Source organism: Clostridium frigoris, from assembly GCF_018861865.1.
Classification (GTDB): Bacteria; Bacillota; Clostridia; order Clostridiales; family Clostridiaceae; genus Clostridium_AD; species Clostridium_AD frigoris.
In genome coordinates, this window is the sequence record NZ_JAHLDV010000004.1 from 1 (window position 1) to 13,366 (window position 13,366).

Below are 13,366 nucleotides of genomic sequence, written 5' to 3' on the forward strand. Positions count from 1 at the left end.
TTACGAACACCTCATTTATAAATTCTTATGAGGTAATTCTACACTATATTTTTGTCTGTTTGGGACATAATCAAAAATGGTATACTAGGACATTATCATAAACGGATCATACTAATTTTATATTATGGCACATTCATATTGACAATGGAATAGTATATGGATATAATGATAGTATCACATAGATACAAAGTAACCTAAATGTAAATATTAACTTTTATTTTTTTTATAAAACCTTTGTACTACTTTGGTACTAAATAAGCAAGGAGTGAGAGTATATGATGAATTATTATATGAGAAAAATACTAAATGAATTGGTAAATGATGAGAGAATAAATAGTCTAACAGGAGTTGCAAAGGATAATAATAGAAAAGTTTATGTTGAAGGTAACGAATATCAGGAATATAGTTTGGATTTGATTTTTCTTGTTGATACAGATGATTTATTTAAAAAAACTATTGCATTTACAATAACAACAAATTCATTTAGTTCAAAAATTCAAGTAATAAAACATTGTAGTACTAGACAAATATTTAGTAGAAAGAAAGTTAAAGATGTTACTAATTATATAATAGATAAAATACTAGAATTTAAAAATCATAATAAGCAAAATAATAAATACTTAAATTTATTAAATGCTTAGATAAAACTAATAAATAATTAAGATGAATAAAAATATGAAATTAAGGAGAGATATAAAAATGAGTAATGAATTCAATATTAAAGAGGAAAGAAATCTTTCAATGTTAATGGATTTCTATGAATTAACAATGTCAAATGGCTACTTTGTAAATGGGGCCACTGACACAATTGTGTATTTTGATATGTTCTATAGAAAGAATCCAGATGGAGCAGGATTCTCAATAGCAGCGGGTCTTGAACAACTAGTAGTGTTTGTTAAGAATTTAAAATTCACGGGAGATGACGTAGAGTTTTTAAGAAGCAAGGGCGTTTTATCAGAGGAGTTCTTAGAGTACTTATTGGCATTTAAATTCTCCGGAGATATATATGCAATTCCAGAGGGCACAGTAGTATTTCCTAATGAGGCAATAGTCACAATTAAGGCGAAGGTAATTGAAGCACAACTTATAGAGACTATGTTACTTTTAACAATCAATCACCAAAGCTTAATAGCAACGAAAGCTAGCAGAATAGTGAGAGCTGCAAAGGGAAGACCAGTACTCGAGCTTGGAGCAAGAAGAACTCATGGTGCTGATGCAGCTATAATGGGAGCAAGAGCATCGTATATTGGAGGAGTAAGTGGAACAGCTACGACTATTGCAGAGCAAATGTATGGGGTACCTGCTACTGGAACAATGGCACACTCATGGATACAATTTTTTGGAGATGAATATAAAGCTTTTGAAATCTATGCAAAAACTTACCCAAATACATGCACATTACTTGTTGATACATACAATGTTATAACAAGTGGTATACCAAATGCTATTAAGGTTTCTAAAGACTTTTTAGAGCCAAATGGAAAAAGGTTAAAAGCAATTAGACTTGATAGTGGAGATCTTGCTTATCTTTCAAAGAAGGTAAGAATTATGTTAGATGATGAGGGGCTTGCAGATTGTAAAATAGTAGCATCTAACAGTTTAGATGAGTTCATTATAACTGAATTATTAAATCAAAATGCTAAAATAGATATATTTGGTGTTGGTGAAAGATTAGTAACTGCAAAATCTGAACCAGTGTTTGGCGGTGTTTACAAATTAGTAGCAGTGGAAGAAGAAGGAGAAGTTGTTCCAAGAATTAAATTGAGCGAAAGTGAAGAGAAAATTATTAATCCAGGATATAAAATGTGCTGGAGATTATATGATAAAAATACTCACAAGGCAATTGCAGATGTTATTACATTGGCAGGTGAAATTATAAATGAAGAAGCACCATATACAATTTTTGATCCAGTTCTCACTTGGAAGAAGAAAAAAATCACTAATTTCTATGCTAAAAAGCTTCAAGTACCAATATTTCTTAATGGAGAGTGTGTATATGGATTGCCAAGCTTAGAACAAATTAGGAGTTGCTGTAAAGAACAAGTTGACAGCATATGGGATGAAGTTAAAAGATTTTCAAATCCTCACAAGTATTTTGTTGATTTATCTCAGGAACTTTGGTTAGTTAAGCAAGAATTAATTAAAAAATATAGAAATTTAGAAGAAAAAAATGTAAAATAACAAGTGAAGTAATTTTTAAAAGTTTAATTAATCAGGAACTTAATATAGCTTTTAAAGATATTGATGATGGTACATTTGTAAAATAGAAAAAAATCTTAGGGACAAGCAATTATAAAATATTGCTTGTCCCTTTTTCCTAGTTACTCGTTATTCTTCTGGCTGTATTATAATTAGGCATATATTTTAAGTCTACAATTTTAACTGATGACCCGGTTTTAGGTGAATGTATGAATTTTCCACTTCCAACATAAATGCCAACATGATATATAGGTTTTCCAAAAAAAACTAAATCTCCTTTTTTAAGGGAAGATTTACTAACTACGTTGCCTTTTAGTGTTTGAGATGATGCAATGCGTGGCAAAGCTACTTTAAAATTATTATAAACATGCATAGTAAAACCAGAGCAATCAAAACCAGCTATTGTAGTTCCACCATATTTATATGGGATGCCAATAAATTTTTCAGCATAGTCTACGATATTAGTCCCTGTAAGCGTGGGTTTACTTGCTGTTGATTGAGTGATATTTGTTGTGTATATAAGTGCCTTAGCCTGTGCAGGCTTACTAGTGATACTTATTGAAACTGCAAGCAATAAAGCAAGAGCAAATGATATAATATTTTTAACTTTCTTCATTATGGCCTCCCCTGTAAACGTGTTCTAATAATATATTCTACATAAATAGGGAATTTCCTTTTATATAATTGAAATTTTTTTTAATAGACCAATTCAGATTATGTTGAATAATAATTTTTAAAAGTGATATAATATAATTGAAGGTATATAATGAAACATTTTGTATCAATTACATGATAAAAATTAGTGTTATATAGTTGCTAGCATAGAATTTGTATATATGGGAGTGAAATTCATGTCAGAAAAAATTATTAGAATACAAAAGATTGAACTTACGGGCTTTAAGAATATTCAAAAGGGAATTATTGAACTTACGGGTTATAGACAAAAAAAATATTATAGTGATAAATCAGATATAATTGGGATTTATGGACAAAATGGTTCAGGCAAAACAACTATAGTAGAAGCTTTTAAATTATTTAAAACAATTGCAAGTGGTGAAAAATTACCAGATGATATTAAAAATTATATACATGAATTAGAAGACATAGCTACATTAAAATTTGTTTTTTACATTGAAATAGAAGATCAAAAGTTATTAGTATATTATCAAATGTCGTTAAGGAGAAAAGAAGGGCTTGCAGAATTATATAATGAGAAGTTAAGTTATTCTCAAATAAATGAAGATAATAAAAAAAGGAAAATAGATATAATTGAATATCTTATAGATTTAAAGGATACGTATATATTGCCAAAAGCTCGTTATAGTGAGCTAATAAGAAATAATAAAGAAAATGAATTCAATCTTGAAGTGAGTAAAAGATTATCAATCAAAGAAAAAACTTCTTTTATTTTCAATGATAGTTTAGAAGAGATTTTTAAAAACAATTCTACGAGTCCTGATTACTTTAATATTATTAATGTTATTAAGCATTTTGCTAGAGTAAATTTATTTGTAATAACAAATGAGCATTCAGCTACTATAAGCCTTAATTATATGCCATTAAGTTTTAGAATGGAGGATCAAGATGGCATAACTAGTGGAGATATTGCAATTAACTTACTCGGAACATCAAATATAGACAAAAAAAGGTATAATATAGCGACAAAAATTATAAAACAGTTGAATGTGGTGTTAAGTACCATTATTCCTAACTTACAGTTAGAGATTAATAATTTAGGAAACGAGTTATCTAAAAATGGGAAAGAAGTAATAAGAATACAATTACTTTCTATTAAAAAAGATATTAAAATTCCTTTGAAATATGAATCTGAGGGTATAAAAAAGATAATTTCTATTCTAAGTACATTAATTTCAATGTTTAATAACCCATCAATTTGTTTAATAGTCGATGAACTCGATGCCGGTATATTTGAGTATTTGTTGGGGGAATTATTAAAAATAATTGAGCAAGAAGGAAAAGGTCAATTTATATTTACCTCACATAACCTACGGCCACTGGAAATGTTAGAAAAAGAATCATTGGTGTTTAGTACCGCTAATCCCCAAAATAGATTTATTAGAATAACGAATATAAAAAGTAATAATAACCTTCGAAACGTATATTTGCGTGGTGTTGATTTGGGTGGGCTAAATGAGTGTATATACGAAGAAACTAATAGTTTCGAAATTGCACACGCCTTTAGAAAAGCTGGTGATATTCTTTATGAAGAGTAAGAAAATTGTTTTATTTATAGTAGAGGGAGTAACAGACAGAAATTCATTTGCATTGATTTTATCTAAAATAATTGAGAAAAATAAAATTGTAAAGTTTAAAGTTATTCATGGTGATGTAACAACTCAAAATGGAGTTAATGCAAGTAATATTTATACGAAAATTACGCATTATATTAAAGAGTTTATAATTAGTGATATGTATAAGAAAAGTGACATTTCGAATGTAATTCATTTAGTAGATACAGATGGTGCATTTATTAATGATGAGCAAGTATTGCAAAAGGATACCGATAGTATTGAATATAATACGCAGAATATATTTGCGAAAAACATTGATAATATAAAAAACCGTAATAAACAAAAATCACAAATTCTAAGTAAGTTAGCATCGACAGCTATGGTATACGCAAACTTAAGTTATCGAATATATTTCTTTTCATCTAATTTAGAACATGTAGTTCATAATATACAAGGTGTTAAATCTGATGAAAAACGTAAGTATGCCGAAAAATTTGAAGATAAATTTATCACAAGTCCTATTAGTTTTATTGAATTTATGAATAACCCAGAGTTTGCGATCAATGGTGATTATAAAGAGACTTGGGAGTTTATAAAAAAAGATACAAATTCTCTAAAACGATATACTAATTTTAATTTATATCTTAACGACATTTCAGAAGGAAAGTCTCCCACTTCTATAAGTAGGAGTAACCTACCTTAGCAGAAATAAAAATTCAGTGGGATTTTAAATATCCTTCTGAAGTCGTTAATACAGCGACCCAGGAGATGATTTAACATAATAAAAACTGAATAGCTTAGTCGAATATCGCAAGATCTAAACCTTATAATATTTACGTATTCTTTTTATGGACTTCAAAAATAAAGTAGACTACCAAAAGGTTGTCTACTTTATTTTAAAAGTTTGTATTTTTATTTTTCATTTTGAAGTAAACTGTGATGTCTACTATACAAGAAATATATTACTATTCCAATTAATAACCAAATTACAAATCTAATCCATGTTACTAGTGGTAAGGCTGACATTAAATAAATGCAAGCAAGTGCAGAAATGATAGGTAGAACGGGTACCCATGGGCACTTAAACTTTCTTTCAATATCAGGCATAGTTTTTCTAAGCACTATAACTCCAACAGATACTAAAACGAATGCAAATAATGTACCTATATTGCATAGTTTTATTATTTCATCTAATGGTAAAAATCCAGCCATTATTCCTGCAATACTACCTGTTATTATTGTGCAAAGAGTAGGGGTTTTGTGAACTGGGTGTACCTTTGAAAAAATCTTTGGAAGTAATCCGTCTCTTGACATAACCATAAATACTCTAATTTGTCCATAAAGCATTACAAGTAGTGTTGAAATCATACCGATAACTGCTCCAGTTCCAACAAGGGCTGCTCCCCAGTTTATACCGAATCTTGCAAGGGCCCCTGGAACAGCATTGTTCTCAATTATTTCTTTATATGGAACCATACCTGTTATAACAAGTGCAACTGTAACGTAAAGTATAATTACTACTCCTAGACAAATAGCAAGTCCACGAGGTACATCCCTCTTTGGGTTTATAGTTTCTTCAGCAGCAGTTGAAACTGCATCAAAACCAATATATGCAAAGAATATAATTGAAGCACCTGCCATAACGCCACTCCATCCAAATGGAGCAAATGGTTTATAGTTAGCTACATTAATATGGAATACTCCAAGTATTACAAATAAAATAATTACACCAACTTTTACCATGACAATTTTATTGTTAAGTTTAGCACTTTCTTTTATTCCTATAAATAATATCCAAGTTACAAACATAGTGATAAGAACAGCAGGTAAGTCAATAAAACCACCGGCCGAGGGAGTCTTAATTATTGCAGTAGGCAAATTTAGTCCTGCGGAACTTAATAAACCAACAAAGGTTCCTGACCATCCAGACGCAACGGCAGCGGATGACACTAAATATTCAAGCATTAAGTCCCATCCTATAATCCAGGCTATTAATTCTCCAAAGGCAACATAAGAGTATGCATATGTACTCCCTGCAACTGGAAACATTGTAGCAAGTTCAGAATAAGTAAGAGCACAAAGTGCACTTATTATTGCAGCTACTATAAATGATAAAACAACTGCGGGCCCTGCTAAATGAGCACCGACACCTGTTGAGACAAAAATTCCTGTACCTACAACTGCACCTATTCCAAGTGCTGCAAGGTCTTTTGAGGTAAGATTCTTTTTTAAATCTGATTTTTCTGCAGAATGTAACATTTGTTCTAGAGTTTTCTTTTTCCAAATATCCATAATATTTTCCCCCCTTTAATTTTATTTAAATCAATTTATTCACATAAAATTTGTGCTCTATGTATTTGTAGTGTTCTCTCCTTATTAAAATTGTTTGTATTTAGAACTATAAAAAAATTAATGCAATATTACAACGTGAATAAAAAATATTAATATGAATCATTATATAGAAAATTTTGAGTATTAGGAAGAATTCAATATCGCTTGTTAAGCTTATTAATGTGATAAAATGTCTAATGCTATAATATAATACCATTTTCTAAGTTTTAATATGTAGTCTAAATATTGACAAGATGATGTAAATAGATTCGTGCGTTATGTGGTTAATTAATCTATTGTCAAAAAAATTTATAAGAACATATATTGTGCTAAAACACCTAGTTTCAAAGCATTCCTGGAAACTAGTCATAGTTTGTTCACAATATTGACACTTAAATGCAATAATTATTTGTTACTATTATTAATAGATACAGAGGAACTACATAATGAATCCTCAAAATAATATAAACAACCTACCAAAATATTACTAAAGATAAATAATATCAGGTGAGCATTAAATGAAATTAATTATATAGCCTTTAAGGGCGGAATGGAGACAAATTATTATGAAACAAAATGTAAAAAACACATCAAAAAAATCTGCTATTTCAATCGTTTTATTTATATCTGCTATAGTTGTAGCAATATTAGGAGTGGCACTATTAATTAATAATATATACTTGTATAAAACTAGTTTTAGTCAAGCTGTAGCTCAGGGTTATTCAGCTGCTACTGTAAGAAAGGCATTGGTGACATCACAATTGTTACCAGGAATATTACAACCGATTGCCTTATATGGTGGAGTTGCATTGCTTTTATTAGGAGTTTCTAAAATCAGTAATAAAGTTTCAAAATGCTTAACTGTGTTAACTGATACTGAGGTTTGCGATGATGCTTTAGAAGAAAATGTAATTGATCAAAATACTTCTAGCACAGAAAATGTTGAAACAACTAAGTAGGAAGAAATAGTAGATTAAATTTAGAAAACATATAACAATCATAAAGAAGGACTTATCTTAGCAGTTAACTAAGGTAAGTCCTTCTTTTGTATTATGTGTATTTTAAGGACTAATTAAGCAAATTATAAACATCAAATAATAAAAATAGCAACTATAGTAGTAACTACTAATCCTATAATTACAGGTTTAACATTTTTCTTAGCAAGTTCAAAGGGGTCCACACCACAAATGGCAGCTACGGGTATTACTGCCCAGGGAATTATTGTTCCACCACCTACCCATATCCCAGCTATTTGGCCCAGTGCTGTAAGTGTTGCTATACCACCTCCGAGTGCAGTTGAGAAGATTCTAGCAACAGAACCAACGAGTGGTATACCGGAAAATCCTGAACCATCTAGTCCAGTAATTGCACCTACAACTGTAATTGTGCTAGCTGAAACAACAGAGTTCATTGGAACTAAGTTAGATAGTGCAACACCTAAGTCATTGACAATTCCATTGGAATTTTGAGGAAGTATTTTTCCAAAGATATCATTGAGTGCTGAATCTCCTAAATAGAAGAAGGCGGCTATAGGAATAACAATGCCAAATATTTTAAATCCAAATTGCAAACCTTTTACAAGATTATCTGTAATTTTTTCAAGCGAATTTTTCTTATAGGTAAATATTGAAACTAGACTTAATACGAATACAGCTGTACCTCCAATAAGAGCTGTGGCATCACCACCTTGAAGTTTTGCAGTATACATTATATAGATGTCTACTGCGAAAAGCACTAGTATAAGGATTGCTAGAATTCTTCTAAGTATCTTTGAGGATATAAGCATCGTATCCTTTGAAGTACTTGTCGATCCTTCGACTTTAGAAATATTATTAAGCACTCCAGATTTAATATCACGTCGTAGATAGTAGAAGGCTACAACTGTTGTGACCAAGCCCATTGTAATTACAAGCGGAATACTTGCAGTTATAACATCGCCAATGGGTATTCCAGCTCCACCTGCAGTAAGTTTAGGAGCTGCTTGAATAATATAATCACTAGATAGTGCTATGCCATGTCCAAATAAATTCATTGATATGGCAACACCCATGGCCGGTAATCCAGCTTTTATAGCAATTGGTAAAAATAGTGCGCCCACAAGTGCTACTGCGGGTGATGGCCAGAAAAACCAAGACAAAATCATCATAACAATTCCGATAACCCAATAAGCAACCCAGTAATTTTTAATGATTCCCTTAAAAGGAGACACTATTTCGTCATTTATGCCAGAAGCGACAAGAGTGTTGCTCATCGCAGTTACGATGGATATTATGAAGATGGTTGGCATTAGCTCTTTTGTTGCATAAACAAAGCTATTAAATACTCCCATAGTAGATTTTGAAATAGATCCTGTACCGGCGATTCCTAATAGAAATATACCAAGTATACATATAAGAGTTATATCCTTCTTTTTCACCATAGCAAATATTATTATAATAATGAAGATAAGGTATATATAGTGGAGAGGTGTTAGTGTTACATTAATCATCCGCTACTCCAATTAGAATTATTGTACTATTAGGTTATGACGAAATGTATACTTGGTTACTATATTAAGCAATAATTCGTATTAAAATTCTATAAGTTACTTTATATTCACTATGGTACTTTTATCAACAATATTCCACCAAGTTTTTCCGGGATTTAAAGGCAAATTATTACCTTCGTCATCGGTTAGTAGCGTTTGTGAAGTGGAAGTTTTTTTAGACCAAAACATTTTAACATATTTACCATTGCTTATAACATAACCATTCCCTGTTCCTACAAGGTTAATATCTAAATGACTTCCATCTGTTTGTGTTTTAATGGTGGTTATTTGCACAACTACATTTTTAACGCTTAGGGGGAGAGTATCTTCTATATCAGTTGAAGATTTACCATCCATGCTTTTTAGATAAAGGCCATTTTTATAGGTGTAACTAGTGTCATAATATTTATTCATTTTTAAAAACACATTTGATGCTTTACTTAGTTTAGTGTTATCCCAATAGCTTTTATTAAACTTTAGTACTGAAGTAGGTGAATATGCAAATTTTTTATTTTTAATAAGTTCTCTTAATTTATCAGTAGAAGTATAAAGGTTATGAGGAGCTTTTCTTAATGAATCCCTCCAGTATGTAGAGGCATTTGTCATTTCGTTTATACTCATTAATTTTTCTCTGTTTATTTTGAGGAGAGCTTCTTCGCTTCCGCCACAATGAGCAAAAGGCAAATTATATTCCTTTGAAATATCTAAAAAATAATTCCTAGCGCTTCTAATTGGTCCAATTTTTTTCGTACTTTCCTTTTGAAATAATGCAATGAACCTAGAAATTCCACCCTCGGCCATGGTTTCATAAACTATATCTGCATCATTTAATCCAGATTGAGGTCTTGCATCTACGGAGTTTTCGACTATTGCGAGTACTGCAATATTATCGAATATTTCCTTTGTTACTTGCTCGCCAGTATAGGGTGAAAAGTATTTTTGCACAGTTTTTACAGAAGGTGTTTCTTCTTTAGTACTAATTGACTTAGTATTTTTGCCACATCCGACAGTTGTGAAAATTAATGATGCAATTATACATATTAGTAGTACAGTTTTACTTTTCAAATTAATATCTCCTCTATCATCCATAATTTATAATCGAATATATTAATAACATTCTATATTGATATTGGTTTTCCTTCTATTAAACAATTATTAATGTTACAATTATATTAAAATTTGTAATTTTATAGGTTTAATATTAATGAAGACAAAAGAAGAAAATGAATTATAAAGATAAATGTCTATTATAATATAAAAAGGTATACTATAATAGATATTAATAAAGAGTAAGTATTAAAGAATATAAATATCAATAATATGTTGAGGGGTGATTTTTATGTATGATGTAGTTATTATAGGAGCAGGAGTAGTTGGAGCAGCTATTGCAAGGGAACTTTCAAGGTATGATTTGAAAACATGCATTTTAGAAAAAGAAGATGATGTTGCTACTAAAGCATCGAAAGCAAATAGTGGTATAGTTCATGGTGGATATGCAGCCAAATACGGTACATTAAAAGGAAAATTGTGTGGAAAAGGAAATAAAATGTACAGAAAGCTTGAGGAAGAATTAAATTTTGGATACAGGAAAACAGGAGCCTTGGTGATTGGATTTAATGAGAAAGATGAGAAAAAGATTACTGAGCTTTATGAGAATGGTCTAAAACTTGGATGCGATGATTTAGAAATTATAAGAGGAGAGAAGTTAAAAGAGATAGAGCCATATTTAAATAGTGAAGCAAAGGTAGCACTTTATGCAAAAAGTGTAGGGGTTACCTCACCTTATGAATTTACAATTGCATTAGTTGAAAATGCGATAACTAATGGTGTAGAACTTAAGCTTGAGAATGAAGTATTAAGTATAGAAAAATTGGAAGAAAAATTTATTGTTCATACTAATAAGGAAGATATCGAATCAAAATATATTATAAATGCTGCAGGACTTCATAGCGATAATATATCTAATATGGTAGGAATGGATGATTTTAAAATAGTACCCAAAAGAGGTCAATATATTCTAATGGGAAAAGATCAAGGGCATCTTGTAAATACCGTTATTTTTCAAGTGCCTACTGAGAAGGGGAAAGGAATACTTGTAACTACAACATATCATGGTAATTTTATGATAGGACCTAATGCTGAAGAAGTTGATAATACAGAAGATGTATCAACTAATGAGAAGAGTTTAAAGGATGTAATTACGGCTGCTAGAATGTCCATACCTGATTTTAATATTCAAAAGGCATTAACTACTTTTTCGGGTATAAGAGCTACTAGTAGTACAGGTGATTTTATAATTGAGAAAAGTAAAGTTAAAAACTTTATCAATGTAGCGGGGATAGATTCTCCGGGGCTTACATCATCACCCGCAATAGCTGAGATGGTGGTAAATATAATTAAGAGCTTTGAGCCAAACCTATCATTAAAGAGTAATTTCAATCCAAATAGAAAGGGAATAGTAATAAAGAAAGATAAGAATTTTGACGGAAAAGTTGATGATGAAAATAAAGAAAAGAATATAATATGCAGATGTGAGCAGGTTACAGAGTCAGAAATTATTGATGCTATCCACAGAAATATACCAATTAATTCTACAGATGCTATAAAAAGACGTACAAGAGCAGGAATGGGAACTTGTCAAGGTAATTTTTGCAATCGAAGAGTTAAGGCAATAATAGCAAGAGAACTTAATATTTCAGAGGATAAAGTTACAATAAGAGGAAACAGTGTTTCTAAACCGCCAGTTAAAGCAGAAATAAATTTAATTAGGAAAGCTAAATATTAAGAGAATAAGTTTAAGCTACACGGAAAACTAAGGAGTTGAGCACGCTATATGGATAGATTAATAAAAATCAATACCAAAGAGGATATATTTGATAAATATAAAGATACACCTATCAGCAGTTTATTGGAATACCATAATTTGAAAGTGCCATATGAAACTGTAAGTAGCCCACAGATGTTAATTGGAATGTGCATGGATAATAGGAAATATCTTCGTATACCAAATAACTTTGCATTTATAATCCGTTCTGGTGGCGGAACTCTGCGTTTTAGTGAGTTTAAGGTTTCTTATACAATTGCTATAGGAGGAATTAAAACTATTGCGCTAATTGCCCACAATCACTGTGGAATGGTTAATTTGATGTCTAAAAGAGAAAAGTTTATCCAAGGGCTTGTGGATATAGTGGGATGGGAAAAACAAAGAGCAGAAGATCATTTTATGAACTTTGCTCCAATGTTTGAGATAGGTAATGAGATAGAATTTGTGCTTGAAGAGGCTAAAAGGCTCAGGGCTAAATATCCTAATATTTTGATAGCACCACTTCATTATAATGTAGATAACAACTTGCTATATTTGGTTAAAGAAGATTAATAATTAATTTAAGCTAGTTTTATTTAAGACTAGCTTAGATAAACGGTTTATAGGCAAAATTGCAATAATTACACAAGTTATTATAGTTTCAAGTCCCATATATGATCCATTATATAAAAAGGAGTATAAATAAACGGAGGTTCCCTTTGGAGCATAGCTACCGAAAAATACCACTCCAGATATAAAATGGCATGCAAATCTTGTTAGCATTGCACAGATTACACCAATAAGTATTCCTGTAATTTTAAAGGATCTAAAGTATCCAACTATTCCAACAGCCATAAAAGGAAGAGGATAATCAAATAATACTTGAACTGGGTGGACTGCAAAAGGAGTCATTATAAAATTTATTATTCCAAATAAAAAGCCTGTTAAGAAACCAACTTCAGGCCCATAAAATAAGGATATTAGTACTAGCGGAACCATACTTCCAGCAGTTACACTACCACCTTGGGGTAATTTAATAATTGTAATAAATTGTAGCGAGGTAGATAATGCAATAGATATTCCAACTAAAGTTATCATTTGAGTAGTAAATTTAATTTTTCTAACTTTTAAAACAGCATAAATTAATATGAGTACTCCGAGTAGTGCAAAAAGAGCAATAGGGCTTTTGGTAATTTCGGTGATTCTTTCATTAAAAGACATTTTTATAACCTCCATGTTGTGCTACATAAGTAT

The 13,366-nt window shown here is 30.6% G+C and carries 12 protein-coding genes; 7 read left to right on the top strand and 5 right to left on the bottom strand.

The features are described 5' to 3' along the window. Positions 1-275: 275 nt before the first annotated feature. The gene (locus KPL37_RS02765; RefSeq protein WP_216145907.1) at positions 276-641 is read left to right on the top strand and encodes a hypothetical protein; all 366 of its coding nucleotides are present in this window, start codon (positions 276-278) and stop codon (positions 639-641) included. A gap of 58 nt (positions 642-699) precedes the next feature. Beyond that, the gene (locus KPL37_RS02770; protein WP_216145908.1) at positions 700-2,181 is read left to right on the top strand and encodes a nicotinate phosphoribosyltransferase; all 1,482 of its coding nucleotides are present in this window, start codon (positions 700-702) and stop codon (positions 2,179-2,181) included. Positions 2,182-2,317: 136 nt separating this feature from the next. On the opposite strand, the gene KPL37_RS02775 is transcribed toward KPL37_RS02770, so the two are convergent. Then, positions 2,318-2,815, bottom strand: a complete 498-nt coding sequence (locus KPL37_RS02775; protein WP_216145909.1) for a C40 family peptidase — start codon at positions 2,813-2,815, stop codon at positions 2,318-2,320. A 235-nt stretch (positions 2,816-3,050) separates the two neighbouring features. Between KPL37_RS02775 and KPL37_RS02780 the strand changes: the two genes are divergently transcribed. Both KPL37_RS02780 and KPL37_RS02785 read left to right on the top strand, forming a co-directional pair. Continuing rightward, positions 3,051-4,433 carry an AAA family ATPase gene (locus tag KPL37_RS02780; RefSeq protein WP_216145910.1) on the top strand — a complete coding sequence of 461 codons (1,383 nt, stop codon included), beginning with the start codon at positions 3,051-3,053 and terminating at the stop codon, positions 4,431-4,433. Then, the gene (locus KPL37_RS02785) at positions 4,423-5,154 is read left to right on the top strand and encodes a hypothetical protein (protein WP_216145911.1); all 732 of its coding nucleotides are present in this window, start codon (positions 4,423-4,425) and stop codon (positions 5,152-5,154) included. Before KPL37_RS02780 ends, KPL37_RS02785 begins: the two co-directional genes overlap by 11 nt. A gap of 209 nt (positions 5,155-5,363) precedes the next feature. Here the strand turns inward: KPL37_RS02785 and KPL37_RS02790 are convergent, their stop codons facing one another. Continuing rightward, positions 5,364-6,743, bottom strand: coding sequence for an amino acid permease (locus KPL37_RS02790; RefSeq protein ID WP_216145912.1), 1,380 nt, complete (start codon positions 6,741-6,743; stop codon positions 5,364-5,366). Positions 6,744-7,348: 605 nt separating this feature from the next. On the opposite strand from KPL37_RS02790, the gene KPL37_RS02795 reads away from it, so the two are divergent. Beyond that, positions 7,349-7,741: a hypothetical protein gene (locus tag KPL37_RS02795; RefSeq protein WP_216145913.1), complete on the top strand. Its 393-nt coding sequence runs from the start codon at positions 7,349-7,351 to the stop codon at positions 7,739-7,741. A 131-nt stretch (positions 7,742-7,872) separates the two neighbouring features. Here KPL37_RS02795 and KPL37_RS02800 read toward each other — a convergent pair whose 3' ends face one another. Together KPL37_RS02800 and KPL37_RS02805 are read right to left on the bottom strand one after the other, a co-directional pair. Further along, complete coding sequence (locus tag KPL37_RS02800) at positions 7,873-9,270, bottom strand: hypothetical protein (protein WP_216145914.1); 1,398 nt, start codon at positions 9,268-9,270, stop codon at positions 7,873-7,875. Between the two features lie 96 nt (positions 9,271-9,366). Continuing rightward, a complete protein-coding gene (locus tag KPL37_RS02805; protein WP_216145915.1) occupies positions 9,367-10,374 on the bottom strand; it encodes a DUF3048 domain-containing protein in 1,008 nt (335 codons plus the stop codon). 274 nt (positions 10,375-10,648) lie between these two features. Here KPL37_RS02805 and KPL37_RS02810 point away from each other — a divergent pair, with 274 nt between their 5' ends. After that, positions 10,649-12,094 carry an NAD(P)/FAD-dependent oxidoreductase gene (locus KPL37_RS02810; RefSeq protein ID WP_216145916.1) on the top strand — a complete coding sequence of 482 codons (1,446 nt, stop codon included), beginning with the start codon at positions 10,649-10,651 and terminating at the stop codon, positions 12,092-12,094. Between the two features lie 48 nt (positions 12,095-12,142). After that, positions 12,143-12,685, top strand: coding sequence for a carbonic anhydrase (locus KPL37_RS02815; RefSeq protein ID WP_216145917.1), 543 nt, complete (start codon positions 12,143-12,145; stop codon positions 12,683-12,685). Between the two features lie 3 nt (positions 12,686-12,688). Here the strand turns inward: KPL37_RS02815 and thiT are convergent, their stop codons facing one another. Beyond that, on the bottom strand, positions 12,689-13,333 hold the full coding sequence (gene thiT, locus KPL37_RS02820; RefSeq protein WP_216145918.1) for an energy-coupled thiamine transporter ThiT: 645 nt from the start codon (positions 13,331-13,333) through the stop codon (positions 12,689-12,691). Positions 13,334-13,366: the final 33 nt, after the last annotated feature.

What these genes read in the sequence shown, in the direction of transcription:
- KPL37_RS02765 (WP_216145907.1), top strand. Translation starts at nt 276, where the DNA reads ATGATGAATTATTATATGAGAAAAATACTAAATGAATTGGTAAATGAT.
- KPL37_RS02770 (WP_216145908.1), top strand. Translation starts at nt 700, where the DNA reads ATGAGTAATGAATTCAATATTAAAGAGGAAAGAAATCTTTCAATGTTA.
- KPL37_RS02775 (WP_216145909.1), bottom strand. Translation starts at nt 2,815, where the DNA reads ATGAAGAAAGTTAAAAATATTATATCATTTGCTCTTGCTTTATTGCTT.
- KPL37_RS02780 (WP_216145910.1), top strand. Translation starts at nt 3,051, where the DNA reads ATGTCAGAAAAAATTATTAGAATACAAAAGATTGAACTTACGGGCTTT.
- KPL37_RS02785 (WP_216145911.1), top strand. Translation starts at nt 4,423, where the DNA reads ATGAAGAGTAAGAAAATTGTTTTATTTATAGTAGAGGGAGTAACAGAC.
- KPL37_RS02790 (WP_216145912.1), bottom strand. Translation starts at nt 6,743, where the DNA reads ATGGATATTTGGAAAAAGAAAACTCTAGAACAAATGTTACATTCTGCA.
- KPL37_RS02795 (WP_216145913.1), top strand. Translation starts at nt 7,349, where the DNA reads ATGAAACAAAATGTAAAAAACACATCAAAAAAATCTGCTATTTCAATC.
- KPL37_RS02800 (WP_216145914.1), bottom strand. Translation starts at nt 9,270, where the DNA reads ATGATTAATGTAACACTAACACCTCTCCACTATATATACCTTATCTTC.
- KPL37_RS02810 (WP_216145916.1), top strand. Translation starts at nt 10,649, where the DNA reads ATGTATGATGTAGTTATTATAGGAGCAGGAGTAGTTGGAGCAGCTATT.
- KPL37_RS02815 (WP_216145917.1), top strand. Translation starts at nt 12,143, where the DNA reads ATGGATAGATTAATAAAAATCAATACCAAAGAGGATATATTTGATAAA.
- thiT (WP_216145918.1), bottom strand. Translation starts at nt 13,333, where the DNA reads ATGTCTTTTAATGAAAGAATCACCGAAATTACCAAAAGCCCTATTGCT.